The organism is Plantibacter sp. MPB07, assembly GCF_046619465.1.
Lineage (GTDB): Bacteria > Actinomycetota > Actinomycetes > Actinomycetales > Microbacteriaceae > Plantibacter > Plantibacter auratus.
The window spans coordinates 1,394,793-1,412,385 of record NZ_CP177043.1; the positions used below are offsets into that span (position 1 = coordinate 1,394,793).

A 17,593-nucleotide genomic window follows, 5' to 3' on the forward strand; every position below is an offset into this window, starting at 1 on the left:
CCTATACTTCCGCGATACGCCAGCCGCGCGACTCGAGGTCGTCGACGGTGCGCTGCTTCACCTCGGGGAGGACCTGGACCTCCGCGAGACCGATGTTCGCGCCGGGCGAGTGCTCCAGACGCAGGTCCTCGATGTTGACGCCGATCTCGCCGAGCTCCGTGAACAGGGCGCCCAGCTGGCCGGGGCGGTCGTCGAGGAGGACGACGATGCTCGCGAACCGGCGGTTCTGGCCGTGCTTGCCGGGGAGCCGTGCGACGCCGGTGTTGCCGGCGGCGATCGTGTCCGCGATCGTGCGGCGAGCGCCCGGCACCTCCGGGTCCCGGAGTGCCGAGATGACCGAAATGAGGTCGGTGGACAGCTGCTCCAACACGGGGAGGACCTCGGCGTGGTTCGCGCTGAGGATCTGGACCCAGAGCTCCGGGGCGCTCGAGGCGATACGGACGGTGTCGCGCAGGCCCTGTCCGGCGAGCTGGATCGCGCCCTCCTCGGCGTCCTGCAGCTGGGCGGCCAGGAGGCTCGCGACGAGTTGCGGCGTGTGCGAGACGAGCGCGACGAAGCGGTCGTGTTCGTCCGGCGTCATCTCCATCGGGATGGTGCCGAGGTCGAGCGCGAGGCCCTCCACCTGCGACAGCGCCCAGGCGGGTGTCTCGGCGTCGCGGCAGATCACCCAGGGGCGGCCGAGGAAGAGGTCGGCCCTGGCGGAGATCGCTCCCCCGCGCTCACGGCCGGCGAGCGGGTGGGAACCGATGTACCGGGCGAGGTCGACGCCGCGCTCGAGCAGTGCGCGGTACGGTTCGAGCTTCACGCTCGCGACGTCGGTCACGACGGCGCGCGGGAACGCGGCGAGTTCGGCCTCGATGACGCGCGCGGTGACGTCCGGTGGGACGCAGATGACGACGACGGACGGGTCGTCGGCGGGTTCCGCCGCACGACCCGCGCCGTAGTCGATGGCGAGGCGCAACTGGCTGGGCGACGCGTCGTCGAGGATGATGTCGACGCCCTTGGCGCGCAGCGCGAGTCCGATGCTCGCGCCGAGGAGGCCGGCTCCGACGATGCGGACCGACCCCTGCACGCGCGCGGGCGCGGAACTCAGGTCGCTCATGCCGTCGGCTCCGACGCCTCCGCTGCCGTGCCGTCGGCCGCGCGGGCTTCAGGACCGTGAGCGCGGGCGATGGTCAGGATGGCGCCGAGTTCGTCCTTGCTCAGCTCGCGCAGCTGTCCGGATCCGAGGGTCCCGAGGTGCAGGGGGCCGAACTGACGGCGCACGAGGTCGACGACCGGGTGGCCGACGGCGTCGAGCATGCGACGGACGATGCGGTTCCGCCCGGAGTGCAGCGTGAGCTCCACGAGGCTGAACCCGTCCTCGGTGCCGAGCAGGCGGGCCTTGTCGGCGGAGATCGGTCCGTCCTCGAGTTCGATGCCCGCGGTCAGCTTCGCGAGGACCTGCGCGGTCACCTTGCCGGTGACCTTCGCGATGTACGTCTTCTGCACACCGAACGACGGGTGCGCGAGCACGTGCGCGAGGTCGCCGTCGTTGGTGAGGATGAGCAGACCGCTCGTCTCGGCGTCGAGGCGGCCCACGTTGAAGAGCCGTTCCTCGTACTGCTCGGTGAAGCGGCGCAGGTCGGGGCGACCGCGGTCGTCCTTCAACGAGCTGTAGATGCCCACCGGCTTGTTGAGCATGAGGTAGCGCTTCGAGGCGTCGAGCTGGATGGCGCTGCCGTCGACCGACACGAGGTCGTGCTCCGGATCGATCCGCGAGCCGAGCTCGGTGACGACGACGCCGTTCACCTCCACACGGCCGTCCTCGATGAGTTGCTCAGACACGCGCCTCGAGGCGACGCCGGCGTTCGCCAGCACCTTCTGCAAGCGGATGCCCTCTGATTCAGTGCTGGTCACTGTCGAATCCTTCCCGGCCATCGTCGAGCAACGGCGAGATCCGCGGCAGCTCCTCGATGGCGTTGATACCAAGTTGGGTGAGCAGGAGATCGGTGGTGCCGTAGTTGATGGCACCCGTCTCACTGTCGGTGAACATCTCCGTGATGAGTCCGCGTCCGAGGAGGGTGCGGACGACGGAGTCGACGTTGACGGCGCGGATCGAGGCGATCGCGCCGCGGCTGATCGGCTGCTTGTAGGCGATCACGGCCAGGGTCTCGAGCGCCGCCTGCGACAGCTTCGTCGGGTTCTGGGTCACGACGTAGTCGGTGACGAGCGCGTCGTAGTCGGCTCGGACGTAGATCCGCCAGCCGCCGCCGACCTCGCGGAGTTCGAACCCGCGTCGGACGCCACCGCGTTCGCCGTCGTAGTCGGCGACGAGTTCGGCGATGGCTCGTCGGACGGCGCCGACCGGAACGTGCACGGCGGCGGCCAGGTTCACGAGGCTCTGCGGTTCGTCGGCGACCATGAGGATCGCCTCGAGCGCACGCGGGACGTCCGGTGCGGGCACCGGCGCGGGCTCGGCCGGCAGGCCCTGAGCGGCGTCCGTCGGCCGCTCGATCGACTCGGGTGTCGCGTCAGGCATCGTAATCGGCTCCCAGGTTGGCGAGGCTGTCGTCGTTCCAGGTCTCGGCCGTCCAGCGCAGCGTGAGCTCGCCGAGCGGTTCGATCTGCTCGAAGGACAGCGCCGCGTGTCGATACAGTTCGAGCACAGCGATGAAGCGCGCGATGACCACACCCTTCAACTCCGCGCCGGCGATGAGCTCGCGGAAGGTGTGGGACCCGCCGCGGCGCAGGATGGCGACGACGTGCGCCGCCTGCTCCCGGATGCTCACGAGCGGTGCGTGCAGGTGGTCGAGACCGACGGTCGGCACCTCGCGCGGCGTGAACGCGAGCGTCGCGAGTGCGCCGAAGTCCTGCGCGGTCAGCGTCCAGACGAGTTCCGGGGTCTGCTGACGGTACTGCTCCTCCAGCCGGACCGCCCGGAAGTGGCGCGCCGCCTCCAGGTCGAGGCGCTCCGCGAACCACGCCGACGCCTGCTTGAACGCGCGGTACTGCAGCAGGCGCGCGAACAGCAGGTCACGCGCCTCCAGCAGGGCGACGTCCTCCGCGTCGACGAGCTCACCCTGCGGCAGCAGCCCCGCGATCTTGAGGTCGAGCAGGGTGGCCGCGACGACGAGGAACTCGCTCGCCTGGTCGAGTTCGTCGTCGGCCTCGAGCGTGCGCAGGTAGGCGATGAACTCGTCGGTCACGCGGCTGAGCGAGACCTCGGTGATGTCGAGTTCGTGCTTGCCGATGAGGGTCAGCAGGAGGTCGAAGGGCCCTTCGAAGCCCTCGAACGACACCCGGAACGACGGTGCCGGTGTTGGGTCGACGGTCGTCGCCTCAGCGGAGCGCGAGCCGGTGTCGCCGGCCGGAGGGAGGACGGCCACGGGCGTCCGCGCGGGATCAGGCGATCGCGCCACGGGAGATGAGCTCTCTCGCGAGCTGACGGTAGGCCTTCGCGGCGGCGTGCTCCGGTGCGAACTCGGTGATCGGGGTTCCGGCGACGCTCGCGTCGGGGAACTTCACGGTCCGGCCGATGACCGTCTCGAGGACCTTCTCGCTGAAGGCGTCGACGACGCGCTCGAGGACCTCTCGCGAGTGCAGGGTCCGGGAGTCGTACATGGTGGCGAGGATGCCATCGAGCTCGATCGCCGGGTTGAGGCGGTCGCGCACCTTGTCGATGGTCTCGATGAGCAGCGCGACCCCGCGGAGCGCGAAGAACTCGCACTCGAGCGGGATGAGCACCCCGTGGCTGGCGGTGAGGGCGTTGACCGTGAGCAGGCCGAGCGAGGGCTGGCAATCGATCAGGATGACGTCGTAGTCGTCGGACACCTTGCGGAGCACCCGGGCCAGGATCGTCTCGCGCGCGACCTCGTTGACGAGGTGGACCTCAGCGGCCGATAGGTCGATGTTGGCCGGGAGCACGTCGAGACCCTCGATGGCGGTGTGCTGGATGACCTCGGCCGGGTCCTTCACGGTGCCGAGCAGCAGGTCGTACACGGTGTTGGAGTCGTGGGTGGAGATGCCGAGACCGGCGGACAGCGCACCCTGCGGGTCGAAGTCGACGACGAGCACCCGGCGGCCGTATTCGGCCAGCGCGGCGGACAGACTGATGGTGGTCGTCGTCTTGCCGACGCCACCCTTCTGGTTGCAGAGCGAGATGATGCGTGCCGGACCGTGCTGCGCCAGTGTGGGCGGCACCGCGAACTCACGACGCGGGCGGCCGGTCGGGCCGTTCGGGTTCAGTTCGGCGGCGGTCTTGCGCGCAGAATCCTGCACTGCGCTCGTGTGCTTCGTACCGGCCACCGGTGTTGCCTCGCTCCCGCTTGCTGTCGTTCGAGTGACGAGTCTACCGGGCCACGGGTCAGGCCTGCGGTGCCGCTCCGCCCGTGGTCCATCTGGCCCGGGGATGGGACTGCGTGTACACGTCGCGGAGGTTGTCGACCGTCACCAGCGTGTACAGCTGCGTCGTCGCCACCGAGGAGTGACCGAGGAGTTCCTGCAGGACGCGGACGTCGGCTCCGCCCTGCAGGAGGTGCGTCGCGAAGGAGTGTCGGAGGGTGTGCGGCGAGACGTGCGATTCGAGTCCTGCGCGCTCGGCGGCGCGTTGGAGGACGAGCCAAGCGCTCTGCCGGGACAATCGCGCACCGCGCTGCCCGAGGAAGAGCGCCGGCGTGGACCGGCCGAGGCCGGAGAAGACCGGCCGGACGCGCACCAGGTAGCGGTCGACGGCGTCACGGGCGAAGCTGCCGAGCGGCACGATCCGCTGCTTGCCGCCCTTGCCGAGGAGCCGCACGATGTCGGTGTCGATGACGTCGTCGACGTTCAGGCCGACGGCCTCGGAGACGCGGGCTCCTGTCGCGTAGAGCAGTTCGAGGAGCGCCTTGTCGCGGACGGCGAGCAGGTCGTCGCCGTCGGTCGTCTCGAGCAGTGCACGGACCTGGTCGATCGTGATCGCCTTCGGGAGCCGCCCCGGGAGCTTCGGCGGGCGTACCTCGCGCGCGACGTCGACCTCGACGAGCTGTTCGTCGAGCAGGAACCGGTGGAGACCGCGGATGGACGACAGCACCCTGGCGAGCGAGGACGCGCGCACCGGCTGACCCTCCGGTGTCCGGAGCGACGCCGTGTACTCCGACACGTGCGCAGCGGTGACGGCCGGTGCCTCGACGACACCGTGCGCGCCGAGCCAGGCGAGGTAGCCCTCGAGATCCCGCCGGTAGGCGGCCTGCGTGTTGGCCGACAGGCCGCGCTCGATCGCGATGTGCCGCAGGTAGTCGGCGACCGCGCGATCGAGCGCCACGCCTCAGGCTCCGCCCGGCCCGATCGTGGAGTCGCCGCTGTCGCGCAGCGTCGACCACCCGCGATCGCGAGCCGCAGCGGCCGCGAGGACGCCGAGCATCAAGATCGAGTTGTGGAGCCGGCCGTCGAGCACCGCGGCCACGGCGTCGTCGAGGGGCACCCACTCCACGAGGATGTCCGCCTCCTCCTCAGCACGGGCGAAGGCCTCGGCGGTCGCGGTGAGGTCACGCGCGAGGTAGATGCGGATCGACTCGTTGCTGCCACCGGGCGTCGTGTAGAACTCGGTCAGCAGCTGGAGCGAACCGGCGACGAGGTCGGCCTCCTCCTCCAGCTCGCGACCCGCGGCCACGGCCGGGTCCTCCCCCGCGATGTCGAGGAGGCCGGCGGGCAGCTCCCAGTCGCGCTCGCCGATCGGGTGACGGTACTGCTGGATGAGCAGGACGCGCTCGTCGGCGTCGAGCGCCAAGACCGCGACCGCACCGGTGTGGTCGACGAACTCGCGCACGACCTCGCCGTCGCCGTAGCGGAACGTCTCCCTGCGGATGTCCCACACCTTGCCCGCGAACGCGCGCTCGGAGGACACCACCTCGACGGGGTGCGGCTCGTCGCGCAACGACGCGGCGTCGCCGATCGACTCAACCATTGGCGACGTCGAACAGGCGGCTCGCCTGCTGGCGCTCGAGCGAAGCACCGACGAGGCCGGCGAACAGCGGGTGCGCGTGGTTCGGGCGCGACCGCAGCTCGGGGTGCGCCTGCGTCGCGACGTAGAACGGGTGCACCTCGCGCGGCAGCTCGACGTACTCGACGAGCGTGCCGTCGGGCGACAGACCGGAGAACTGGAGGCCGGCGTCCGCGATCTGCTGGCGGTAGCCGTTGTTCACCTCGTAGCGGTGACGGTGACGCTCGGACACCTCGTCCGCACCGTACAGCTCGGCGACGATCGAGCCCTCGTCGAGCTTCGCCGCGTACAGACCGAGGCGCATCGTGCCGCCGAGGTCGCCGCCGGCGATGATCTCGACCTGCTCGGCCATCGTCGCGATGACGGGGAACTGCGTGTCGGGGTCGAACTCGGAGGAGCTGGCGCCCTCGAGCCCGACGACGTTCCTGGCGTACTCGATGACCATGCACTGCAGGCCGAGGCAGAGTCCGAGCACCGGGATGCCGTTCTCGCGGGCGAACTTCAGGGCGCCGAGCTTGCCCTCGATGCCTCGGATGCCGAAGCCACCGGGGACGCAGATGCCGTCGACGTCGGCGAGGGCCTTGATCGCTCCCTCGACGGTCTCGCAGTCGTCGGACGGGATCCAACGGATGCTGACCTTGGTGTCGTGGGCGAAGCCGCCGGCCTTGAGCGCCTCGGTCACCGACAGGTAGGCGTCGGGCAGGTCGATGTACTTGCCGACGAGGCCGATGGTGACGGCGTGCTTCGGGTGGTGGACGGCCTCGAGGAGGTCGGCCCAGCCGCTCCAGTCGACCTCGTTGGTGACGAGACCCAGGCGGTCGGCGATGTACGCGTCGAGGCCCTGGTCGTTCAGCATCGTGGGGATGTCGTAGATGCTCGGGACGTCGACCGCGTTCACGACCGCGTCCTCGTCGACGTCGCACATGAGCGCGATCTTGCGCTTGTTGCTCTCGGTCACCGGGCGGTCGCTGCGGAGCACGAGTGCGTCGGGCTGGATGCCGATGGACCGGAGGGCTGCGACCGAGTGCTGCGTCGGCTTCGTCTTCTGTTCACCGGAGGCGCCCATGTACGGCACGAGGGACACGTGGACGAAGAACACGTTGTTCCGGCCGAGCTCGTGTCGGATCTGGCGAGCCGACTCGATGAACGGCTGCGACTCGATGTCGCCGACCGTGCCACCGATCTCGGTGATGATCACGTCGGGCTGCGGCGTCTCGGACGCCTGGAGGCGCATGCGGCGCTTGATCTCGTCCGTGATGTGCGGGATCACCTGCACGGTGTCGCCGAGGTACTCGCCGCGACGCTCCTTGGCGATGACGGTCGAGTAGATCTGACCGGTCGTCACGTTCGCGGCCTGGCTCAGCTCGATGTCGAGGAACCGCTCGTAGTGGCCGATGTCGAGGTCGGTCTCGGCGCCGTCGTCGGTCACGAAGACCTCGCCGTGCTGGAACGGGTTCATCGTGCCCGGGTCGACGTTGAGGTAGGGGTCGAGCTTCTGCATGACCACTCGGAGCCCGCGCGCCGTCAGCAGGTTGCCGAGGCTGGCTGCGGTGAGCCCCTTGCCCAACGAAGAAACGACACCACCAGTCACGAAGATGTGCTTGGTCGTGCCGTTGGAGCCCGAGACGATGCCGTCGATCGGAGAGTTCAGGTTGCCCGCTTCAGAAGTATTCACCACGGGCTTTTATCCTACCATCCAGTTCGGGTTCATGTGTCGCTTCCGTCGCGGTCGCATCGTCAGGAGGCTGCGAGGGCGAGCAGTTCGCGGGCGTGGGCGAGGCCGCTGTCGGACTCCGCGAGCCCGGAGAGCAGCCGCGCCATCTCCGCCTCCCGCTCGGCGCCGACGAGCTGGCGCACACTCGAGGCCGTCACCGAACCGTCGCCGCCCTTGACCACGCTCAGGTGGTTGTTGGCGAAGGCCGCGACCTGCGCGAGGTGGGTGACGACGATCACCTGCGAGCGCTCGGCGAGGGCCGCGAGGCGACGCCCGATCTCGATCGCCGCGGCTCCGCCGACACCGGCGTCGACCTCGTCGAACACGAAGGTGGGCACGGGGTCCGCACCGGCGATGACGACCTCGAGGGCGAGCATCACGCGGGACAGCTCTCCACCCGAGGCGCCCTTGCCGAGTGGTCGGGGCTCTGCACCGGCGTGCGGCCGGAGGAGGAAGGCGATCACGTCCTTGCCGTGCAGCGTGAGGTCGTCGCGATCGGACACCTCGACGACGAGCTCCGCCTCGGCCATGGCGAGCGAGCGCAGTTCCGCGCTCGCGGCTGCGCCGAGTCGAGCGGCGGCTTCGACCCGGACGGCGCTCAACGTCGCGGCGGCGGCGTCGACCTCCCCGGACAGTCGTTCGACGTCGCCCTCGAGCTGGGTGATGCGGTCGGAGTCGCCGTCGAGTTCCATCAGGCGGGTGCTGCCCGTCTCGAGCAGGTGCAGGACGTCCTCGGGCGACGGACCGTACTTCCTGGCGAGCGTCGCGAGGGTCGCGCGGCGCTCCTGGACGACCTCGAGTTCGCGAGCGCCGTCCTCGTCGAGTCCGGCGAGGTAGCTCGAGAGCTCGGCGGCGATCTCAGCAGCCAGGTAGCTCGCGTTGGCGACACTCGCGGCGATCGCGCCGAGGGCGGGATCGTGCACCGAGGCCCGGTCGAGCTGCCGCCGCGCGCCTTCGAGCAGTCCGACGACGTCGCTCTCCTCGCCGGCCTCGGCCGAGACGAGCTCTCGGGCGCCGGCCGCCGAGAGGCGGAGCTCTTCGAGGTTCGTCAGTCGATCTGCGCGCTCGGCGAGCTCGGCGTCCTCGCCGGGCTGTGGGTCGGCCTGCTCGATCTCGGCGAGCGCGACGCGCAGCTGCTCGGCCTCGAGGAGTCGCGTGTCGCGCTCGTTCGTCAGGGTCTCGAGTTCCGTCCGCAGCTCCAGGAGCTCCGTGTAGCACCGCTGGTAGTCGCCGAGAGCACGCTGGAGCGGTTCGCCGGCGAAGCGGTCCAGGGCGTCCCGCTGGGCCGGCGCGGCCCGCAGTCGGATCTGATCGGACTGCCCATGCACGACGACGAGCTGCTCGCCGAGTTCGGAGAGGATCCCGATGGGGGCCGTGCGGCCACCGACGATCGCGCGGCCGCGGCCCTCGGCGGTCACGATCCGACCGAGCAGCAGCTCTGCGGCATCACCCGCGGGATCGAGGTCTCCCCCGGCCTCGCGGACGCGCTCGGCGACCGCGCCGTCGCCCGGCACCAACCAGCGTCCTTGGACACTCGTCTGCTTCTGGCCCGCTCGCACGACGCCGCTGTCCGACCGCTGTCCGAGGAGCAGCCCGAGGGCGGTGACGACCATCGTCTTGCCTGCGCCGGTCTCGCCCGTCACGGCGGTGAAGCCGGGACCGAGCGGGAGTGTCCCGGACGCGATCACGCCGAGGTCGCGGATCTCGATCTCCTCGATCATGCGGTGCCCTCCTGATCGCTGTGGTGTCGGGTGGCCGTGGAGGCCGGGAGGTGGATCGTGCCGGTCATCGGCTCCTCGCGTCCGACGGGGCCGCGCCAACCGGTGACCGGCAGCCGGAACTTGTTGACGAGTCGATCGGTGAAGGTGCTCTCGTGGAGGCGCGCGAGGCGGACCGGCACCGAGGAGCGTCTGACGACCACCCGGGCGCCCGGCTGGAGATCCTTGGCCCGGCGGCCGTCGCACCAGAGCACGCCGAGGCCGTCGGTGCGTTCCAGCACCTCGACGGCGAGGGACGACTCCGGACCGACCACGAGCGGCTTCGCGAACAGGGCGTGCGCGCTGAGCGGGACGAGGGTGATGGCCTCCACCGACGGCCACACGACCGGGCCGCCGGCCGAGAAGTTGTAGGCGGTGGAGCCGGTCGGCGTCGAGATGACCACCCCGTCGCACCCGAAGGAGGAGAGCGGACGCTGATCGACCTCGATCACGACCTCGAGCATGCGCTCCCGGCTCGCCTTCTCGACCGTGGCCTCGTTGAGCGCCCACGTCTCGTAGACGACCTCCGCGCCGACCTTGACCCGGACGGAGAGCGTCATGCGCTCCTCGACGAAGTAGTCGCGACGTACGACGCGTTCGACCGTCTCGGCGAGGTCGTCGCGCTCGCTCTCGGCGAGGAAGCCGATGTGGCCGAGGTTCACCCCGAGCAGCGGCGCCGCCGATCCTCGCGTGACCTCGGCCGCTCGCAGGATCGTGCCGTCTCCGCCGAGGACGATCGCCAGCTCGATGTCGCCGAGCGAGACCTCCTCGTCGAGGATGGAGACGACGTCGAGATCCGGGTCGACCGCGATGAGGTCGGCCCGCTCCAGCGCGCTGAGGACCGGTCGGACGCCCGCTTCCAGGAGCAGCCTGGACACGAGCACGGCGGCATCGCGTGAGTCGTCGCGACCGGTGTGCGCGACGACCAGGATGTTCCGCGCCGCGACCGCAGGATCGGTGGAATGTGCCATCGGGTTACGCTCCAGCCATCGAGGTGATCTGCTGCATCCATTCTGTCGGATTGGTTCCGTGCTCCGCCGATATCCACACCACGTACTCGCGGTTGCCGTGAGTGCCGACGATCGGCGACGGGATGAGCCCCGCCGTCCCGAGCCCGAGGTCCCAGGCCGCCCACAGGACGCCTGCGACGGCGTCGGCACGGAGCGCGGGATCGGTGACGACGCCCTCACGGACGCCACCACGACCGACCTCGAACTGTGGTTTGACGAGCAGGACGAGTTCCGCCGGGGACGCGACGACCGACACGAGTGCCGGGAGCACCTGCGTGAGGGAGATGAACGAGAGGTCGCCGACCACGAGCGACGGACGCTCGTCCAGACCGGTGAGATCGCTCAGCTGCTCCGGCGTCAGGAAGCGGACGTTGCACCCCTCCACGACCTGCACCCGCTCGTCTGCTCGGAGCTGCGGCACGAGCTGGTCGTGCCCGACGTCGAGGGCGATCACCCGACGCGCTCCACGCTCGAGCAGGACCTGGGTGAATCCGCCGGTGGAGGCGCCTGCGTCGAGGACGAGTGCGTCGTCGACCACGACCGGGAAGGCGTCCAGGGCGGCGAGCAACTTGTGGGCGGCGCGACTCACGTAGTGGTCGGCGCCGGCGACGACGACGCGAGCATCCGGGTGGACCCGGTAGGAGGCTTTGACGATCGTGCGGTCGTCGACACTCACGAGGCCGTCGGCGATGAGCTGGGCCGCATGGGTCCTGGAGCGGGCGAGTCCTCGCGCGGCGAGGGCGGCGTCGAGGCGGGCGGGCTGCGCGGCGCCGTTCGGCGAATCGGCTGTGGCCGACGGTTCGGGTGTGTTCTCCATGCGCTACGCCGAGGTCTTCGGCGAGTCGCTCCCTTCGAGCGTCGCCCGCAGTTCGTCGACGAGCTGGCTGTATGCGGCGGCCCGCTCCTCGAGCGGCTGCTCGTCGATGAGGTGGACGCGGGACACGAGGCCGTCGGTCGGGTGCTCCGGTTCGTTCGTCACAGGGCAACCCTACCGGCCGCCGCCGTCGCCGCCCCCGGGAACCGCTGTGGGCGAACACCCGTGGTGAACCGCGCCTCCCGAGGGGTGGGCATCACTCCGCGTACAGGCGCTCCGGGACGTTGAGCCCGTAGATGGCACGGCCGGACGCCCAGATCGCGGCGCACGCGGCACGCAACAGGTCGATCCGGGACGGGCCGTCGGACTCCACCACGACGTCGTTCCCACGGATCCGCACCGTGGCCGCACCGACCGTCGCCGCCTTGCCGTCGCGCGACATGGTGGTGGCCGGATACGGCTCGTGCAGCTGCCGCAGGTCCTCGAGGATGAAGGTCGGCCGGGAGTGCTGGTCGGCTGCGAGGACATGCTTGGCCCGATCGATGCCGGTCAGGACGAGAGCTGACGCGATCCCGGCGCGGTTCGCGCCGAGGATGTCGGTGTCGAGTCGGTCGCCGATGAAGAGCGGCTTCGATGCGCCGAAACGCACCTTCGCCTCGTCGAAGATCGGTACCTCCGGCTTCCCGGCGACGGTCGCCAGACGGCCGACCGCCGTGTGGACGGCCGACACCAGCGTGCCGTTTCCCGGAGCGATCCCACGAGCCTGCGGGATGGTCCAGTCCGTGTTCGTCGCGACCCACGGCAGCTCGGAACCGTCGGCGGTCGGCGTCTGCAGCGCGAACGCCGCTTCGGCCAGCTGCGACCAGCCGACCTCGGGAGCGAAGCCCTGGATCACCGCAGCCGGCGAGTCCTCAGCCGAGCGGGTGACGACGAAGCCGCCCTTCTCGACCTCGTCGACGAGCCCGGCGCCACCGACGACCAAGATCGTGGACCCGGCGGGCACCAGGCCCGCCAGCAGCCGGACCGCGGCCTGAGGGCTCGTGACGACCTCTGCCGGCGCGACACTGAGACCGAGGTCGGTCAGGTGCTGCGCGACGGAGGCGTCCGTCCGGGAGGCGTTGTTCGTGATGTATCCGACGCGAACGTGCTCTGCCGCCAGGTTCAGCGACTCGACTGCGTGTGGGATCGGGTTCGGGCCGGCGTAGACCACGCCGTCCAGATCCGCGAGGACCACGTCGACGCCGTCGAGCGGGGTCACGGGCTTAGGCCTTCTCGTCAGCAGCGGACTCACCGGACGGCTCCTCCCCGGGCTGATCGTCGGATTCAGGGGCATCAGCCGTGGGCGACTCGGGTTCGTCGTCGAACTCGAGGAACTCCTCCACGACCACCATCGTCTCGCCCTCGTCGTCCGCAGCGGACTGCTCGAGCGCTTCGGAAGCGATCATCGCCCGGTCGTGCCAGACGGCCGCCTCCTCCTCACGGCCGAGGACCTCGAGGGTCTCGGCGTACGCGTTGAACAGCGCCGGGCTGTAGGAGAAGGCCCGCTTCGGGTCGAGCTGTGGGATCTGGAGCTCGAGCAGCGCGTCCTCGGTCTGCCCGAGGTCGAGCCGGGCACCCGACATCGCGATCGCGAGGGCGACGCGGACCGGCACGTCGAGGGTCGAGCGATCGACGGACCGTCCGAGTTCCAAGGCACGCTCCGGACGGCCGACGCCGCGTTCACTGTCCACCATGAGCGGCAGCTGGTCGTCCTTGCCGGAGATACGGCGATAGGTCCGCAGCTCGCGAAGCGCGAGGGCGTAGTCGCCGGTCTCGTACGCGGTGATGGCGAGGGTCTCGCGGACCATCGCGATCCGGCCGGCCCGACGGGCAGCGGACATCGCGTGGAGGTGGGCCAACGCAGGATCGCTGTCGATCAGTCGCGCCGCCATCGCCAAGTGCTGCGCGACGCCGTCGGCGTTCTCCTTGCTCAGGGTCTTCAGCTCGTTCCGCGCACCCTTGTCCAGGTCCTGCGGCGTGACGTCGTCAGGGATCTCCGGGTCGTCGTGACGCGGACGGATCGACTTGAGCTCGAACGCGATGCGCTCTTCCTCGGTCAGCTCGCGCTCGCGTCGGAACGCGTCGCGGTCGCCGCGGGCCGGAGCGCCATCGCGCGTCCACAGCTCGCGTCCAGCGCTGTCGCGGCCGCGGTCGGGACGGCCACCACGCTCAGAGGAGTGTCCACGGTCGGTCCGGTTTCCGCGGTCCTGACGATCTCCGGAGGACGGACGGTCACCACTGCGTGCGGGACGGTCGGACCGCTGCGGACGATCCCCCGACGACGGACGATCCTGCTGCCAGGCGGGACGGTCCGAGCGTTGCGGACGATCGCCGGACGCTGGCCGATCCTGCTGCCAAGCCGGGCGGTCCGAACGCTGCGGTCGATCTCCGGATGACGGACGGTCACCACTGCGCGCGGGACGGTCCGAGCGCTGCGGTCGGTCGCCGGACGCCGGGCGATCTTTCTGCCAAGCCGGGCGATCCGAACGCTGCGGACGGTCCCCTGATGACGGACGGTCACCGCTGCGTGATGGACGGTCGGATCGCTGCGGACGATCCGTGCGTGGACGATCGCTCCTGGGCGCATCGGACCGCTGCGGGCGGTCGGTGCCACGAACGCGATCATCGCGCCGTGGAGCACCACCGTTCCCACGGTTGTCACCGGAAGATCTCGGAGGACGTCGCTCACCCTTGTCGGGCTGGTCTGCTGACTGGTCACTCACGATGATCTCCACGGTGCTCGGACGCCGTCACCCGGCGTCAACCTACTGTTGAATTCTTGTCCCACGGTACCCGTGAAACGACGACTTCACGCACAAAGCGTGTTAACGCAAAATGGCCACCCAAGAACCTTGGGTGGCCATTTCAACGAAGAAGTCCGGCGGTGTCCTACTCTCCCACAGGGTCCCCCCTGCAGTACCATCGGCGCAAAGAGTCTTAGCTTCCGGGTTCGGAATGTGACCGGGCGTTTCCCTCTCGCTATGGCCGCCGAAACACTATTGATGTATCAAAGTGAACAAGCAAACCAACACGCTGTGCGAACACAGTGGTGTTGTTTGCGGGTTCTCGACCGTACATCGAGAACCACTCAGTGGACGCGTAGCATCTTCGTATTCAAACAAAGAAAGTGTTATCAAATTATCGGCTTATTAGTACCGGTCAGCTCCGAGAGTCTTTCGTCCTCTCTTCCACATCCGGCCTATCAACCCAGTAGTCTGGCTGGGAGCCTCTCGCCCGAAGGCATGGAAATCTCATCTTAAGGCCGGCTTCCCGCTTAGATGCTTTCAGCGGTTATCCATCCCGAACGTAGCTAATCAGCGGTGCTCCTGGCGGAACAACTGACACACCAGAGGTTCGTCCAACCCGGTCCTCTCGTACTAGGGTCAGATCCTTTCAAATTTCCTGCGCGCGCAGCGGATAGGGACCGAACTGTCTCACGACGTTCTAAACCCAGCTCGCGTACCGCTTTAATGGGCGAACAGCCCAACCCTTGGGACCTACTCCAGCCCCAGGATGCGACGAGCCGACATCGAGGTGCCAAACCATGCCGTCGATATGGACTCTTGGGCAAGATCAGCCTGTTATCCCCGAGGTACCTTTTATCCGTTGAGCGACAGCGCTTCCACAAGCCACTGCCGGATCACTAGTCCCGACTTTCGTCCCTGCTCGACTTGTCAGTCTCACAGTCAAGCTCCCTTGTGCACTTACACTCGACACCTGATTGCCAACCAGGTTGAGGGAACCTTTGGGCGCCTCCGTTACTTTTTGGGAGGCAACCGCCCCAGTTAAACTACCCACCAGGCACTGTCCCTGAACCGGATTACGGTTCGAAGTTAGATATCCAGAGTGACCAGAGTGGTATTTCAACAATGACTCCACCTGAACTAGCGTCCAAGCTTCAAAGTCTCCCACCTATCCTACACAAGCCACACCGAACACCAATACCAAGCTGTAGTAAAGGTCACGGGGTCTTTCCGTCCTGCTGCGCGTAACGAGCATCTTTACTCGTAATGCAATTTCGCCGAGTTCGCGGTTGAGACAGCTGGGAAGTCGTTACGCCATTCGTGCAGGTCGGAACTTACCCGACAAGGAATTTCGCTACCTTAGGATGGTTATAGTTACCACCGCCGTTTACTGGGGCTTAAATTCTCAGCTTCGCCTTGCGGCTAACCGTTCCTCTTAACCTTCCAGCACCGGGCAGGCGTCAGTCCGTATACATCGTCTTGCGACTTGGCACGGACCTGTGTTTTTAGTAAACAGTCGCTTCCCACTGGTCTCTGCGGCCTTCAAACGCTTTCGGAGCAAGTCCTAATACGCCTCAGGCCCCCCTTCTCCCGAAGTTACGGGGGCATTTTGCCGAGTTCCTTAACCACGATTCTCTCGATCTCCTTAGTATTCTCTACCTGACCACCTGAGTCGGTTTGGGGTACGGGCCACTAGAACCTCGCGTCGATGCTTTTCTTGGCAGCATAGGATCACCTACTATCCCTTACGGGTCCGTATCGTGTCTCAGCCTTCACGAGAGACGGATTTGCCTATCTCTCAGCCTACGCACTTACACCGGGACAACCATCGCCCGGCATAGGCTACCTTCCTGCGTCACACCTGTTAATACGCTAAACGCACCAGCATGGGGTCGAGCGTTAGACCGGACCCATCATCCCCGAAGGGAATCAGTCGTCCGGGTTAGGACTCTTAGCACCACTGGATTATCTTGGGCGGTTCTTCGCGGGTACGGGAATATCAACCCGTTGTCCATCGACTACGCCTGTCGGCCTCGCCTTAGGTCCCGACTTACCCAGGGAAGATTAGCTTGACCCTGGAACCCTTGGTCTTTCGGAGGACATGTTTCTCACATGTCTTTCGCTACTCATGCCTGCATTCTCACTCGTGTAGCGTCCACGGCTGGTTTACACCGCCGCTTCACTCGCCACACGACGCTCTCCTACCCATCAATACGGCTGGACCACGAAGGCCTACCAAAAATATCAATGCCACAACTTCGGTGGCGTGCTTGAGCCCCGTTACATTGTCGGCGCGGAATCACTTGACCAGTGAGCTATTACGCACTCTTTCAAGGGTGGCTGCTTCTAAGCCAACCTCCTGGTTGTCTGTGCAACTCCACATCCTTTCCCACTTAGCACGCGCTTTGGGACCTTAGTTGGTGGTCTGGGTTGTTTCCCTCTCGACGATGAAGCTTATCCCCCACCGTCTCACTGCTGCGCTCTCACTTACCGGCATTCGGAGTTTGGCTGACGTCAGTAAGCTTTTGGGCCCCATCGGCCATCCAGTAGCTCTACCTCCGGCAAGAAACACGCAACGCTGCACCTAAATGCATTTCGGAGAGAACCAGCTATCACGAAGTTTGATTGGCCTTTCACCCCTATCCACAGCTCATCCCCTCAGTTTTCAACCTAAGTGGGTTCGGTCCTCCACGACGTCTTACCGTCGCTTCAACCTGGCCATGGATAGATCACTTCGCTTCGGGTCTAGGACATGCGACTGAATCGCCCTATTCAGACTCGCTTTCGCTACGGCTACCCCACACGGGTTAACCTCGCCACATATCGCTAACTCGCAGGCTCATTCTTCAAAAGGCACGCTGTCACACCAACAAGGGTGCTCCAACGGTTTGTAAGCAAACGGTTTCAGGTACTATTTCACTCCCCTCCCGGGGTACTTTTCACCTTTCCCTCACGGTACTTGTCCGCTATCGGTCATCTGGGAGTATTTAGGCTTATCAGGTGGTCCTGACAGATTCACACGGGATTTCTCGGGCCCCGTGCTACTTGGGATACTCCTCGCACGATTGCAGCATTTCGACTACCGGGCTGGCACCGTCTCTGGCTGGGCTTTCAATCCCATTCGTCTATACCACGTTCTAATGCTCCCCGAATATCAGTTCGGAGTGAGAAGTCCCACAACCCCGGACATGCAACGCCTGATAGCTATCACACATGCCCGGTTTAGCCTCTTCCGATTTCGCTCGCCACTACTGACGGAATCACTGTTGTTTTCTCTTCCTGGGGGTACTGAGATGTTTCACTTCCCCCCGTTCCCTCTACCCGCCCTATATATTCAGGCGGGAGTCACCAGATCACCACAAGGGGCCTGGCGGGGTTTCCCCATTCGGAAATCCTCGGATCACAGCTCGTTTATCAGCTCCCCGAGGCTTATCGCAGATTACTACGTCCTTCTTCGGCTCCAGATGCCAAGGCATCCACCGTTTGCTCTTAGAAATTTGAAATCACATGAGTTTGAATCGATCGGCACCAGTTACCTGATGCAGATTGACCAATG

General features: G+C 66.9%; 15 protein-coding genes and 2 rRNA genes. All 17 read right to left on the reverse strand.

Annotated features, from left to right (window positions below; genetic code table 11):
- Position 1: 1 nt before the first annotated feature.
- Complete coding sequence (locus ACLIME_RS06550; RefSeq protein WP_411558466.1) at positions 2–1,102, reverse strand: prephenate dehydrogenase; 1,101 nt, start codon at positions 1,100–1,102, stop codon at positions 2–4.
- Positions 1,099–1,920, reverse strand: coding sequence for a pseudouridine synthase (locus tag ACLIME_RS06555; protein WP_086475416.1), 822 nt, complete (start codon positions 1,918–1,920; stop codon positions 1,099–1,101). Before ACLIME_RS06555 ends, ACLIME_RS06550 begins: the two co-directional genes overlap by 4 nt.
- Complete coding sequence (gene scpB / locus ACLIME_RS06560; protein WP_137241546.1) at positions 1,886–2,521, reverse strand: SMC-Scp complex subunit ScpB; 636 nt, start codon at positions 2,519–2,521, stop codon at positions 1,886–1,888. Before scpB ends, ACLIME_RS06555 begins: the two co-directional genes overlap by 35 nt.
- Entirely contained in the window at positions 2,514–3,368 is an 855-nt protein-coding gene (locus tag ACLIME_RS06565) for a segregation/condensation protein A (protein ID WP_191941182.1), read from the reverse strand. Before ACLIME_RS06565 ends, scpB begins: the two co-directional genes overlap by 8 nt.
- Positions 3,369–3,384: 16 nt before the next feature.
- Positions 3,385–4,260 (reverse strand): ParA family protein, encoded by an 876-nt coding sequence (locus ACLIME_RS06570; RefSeq protein WP_411558467.1) that lies wholly within the window; start codon positions 4,258–4,260, stop codon positions 3,385–3,387.
- An 85-nt stretch (positions 4,261–4,345) separates the two neighbouring features.
- Positions 4,346–5,281 (reverse strand): site-specific tyrosine recombinase XerD, encoded by a 936-nt coding sequence (gene xerD / locus ACLIME_RS06575; RefSeq protein WP_411558468.1) that lies wholly within the window; start codon positions 5,279–5,281, stop codon positions 4,346–4,348.
- 3 nt (positions 5,282–5,284) lie between these two features.
- Positions 5,285–5,923, reverse strand: a complete 639-nt coding sequence (locus tag ACLIME_RS06580; protein WP_411558469.1) for an NUDIX domain-containing protein — start codon at positions 5,921–5,923, stop codon at positions 5,285–5,287.
- The gene (locus ACLIME_RS06585) at positions 5,916–7,610 is read right to left on the reverse strand and encodes a CTP synthase (protein WP_194718987.1); all 1,695 of its coding nucleotides are present in this window, start codon (positions 7,608–7,610) and stop codon (positions 5,916–5,918) included. Before ACLIME_RS06585 ends, ACLIME_RS06580 begins: the two co-directional genes overlap by 8 nt.
- 86 nt (positions 7,611–7,696) lie before the next feature.
- The gene (gene recN, locus ACLIME_RS06590; RefSeq protein WP_124769479.1) at positions 7,697–9,394 is read right to left on the reverse strand and encodes a DNA repair protein RecN; all 1,698 of its coding nucleotides are present in this window, start codon (positions 9,392–9,394) and stop codon (positions 7,697–7,699) included.
- The gene (locus ACLIME_RS06595; RefSeq protein WP_079706105.1) at positions 9,391–10,401 is read right to left on the reverse strand and encodes an NAD kinase; all 1,011 of its coding nucleotides are present in this window, start codon (positions 10,399–10,401) and stop codon (positions 9,391–9,393) included. The genes recN and ACLIME_RS06595 overlap by 4 nt, the downstream gene beginning before the upstream one ends.
- A gap of 4 nt (positions 10,402–10,405) precedes the next feature.
- A complete protein-coding gene (locus ACLIME_RS06600; RefSeq protein WP_411558470.1) occupies positions 10,406–11,257 on the reverse strand; it encodes a TlyA family RNA methyltransferase in 852 nt (283 codons plus the stop codon).
- Between the two features lie 3 nt (positions 11,258–11,260).
- Positions 11,261–11,419 (reverse strand): hypothetical protein, encoded by a 159-nt coding sequence (locus ACLIME_RS06605; RefSeq protein ID WP_162852287.1) that lies wholly within the window; start codon positions 11,417–11,419, stop codon positions 11,261–11,263.
- Between the two features lie 91 nt (positions 11,420–11,510).
- Positions 11,511–12,587: an HAD-IIA family hydrolase gene (locus tag ACLIME_RS06610; RefSeq protein ID WP_079706107.1), complete on the reverse strand. Its 1,077-nt coding sequence runs from the start codon at positions 12,585–12,587 to the stop codon at positions 11,511–11,513.
- The gene (locus ACLIME_RS06615) at positions 12,517–13,185 is read right to left on the reverse strand and encodes a hypothetical protein (protein ID WP_244175508.1); all 669 of its coding nucleotides are present in this window, start codon (positions 13,183–13,185) and stop codon (positions 12,517–12,519) included. The genes ACLIME_RS06610 and ACLIME_RS06615 overlap by 71 nt, the downstream gene beginning before the upstream one ends.
- Positions 13,186–13,349: 164 nt before the next feature.
- A complete protein-coding gene (locus tag ACLIME_RS06620) occupies positions 13,350–13,982 on the reverse strand; it encodes a hypothetical protein (RefSeq protein WP_411558471.1) in 633 nt (210 codons plus the stop codon).
- Positions 13,983–14,169: 187 nt separating this feature from the next.
- Positions 14,170–14,286: ribosomal RNA gene (gene rrf / locus ACLIME_RS06625) — 5S ribosomal RNA — on the reverse strand.
- Between the two features lie 136 nt (positions 14,287–14,422).
- Positions 14,423–17,540: ribosomal RNA gene (locus ACLIME_RS06630) — 23S ribosomal RNA — on the reverse strand.
- Positions 17,541–17,593: the final 53 nt, after the last annotated feature.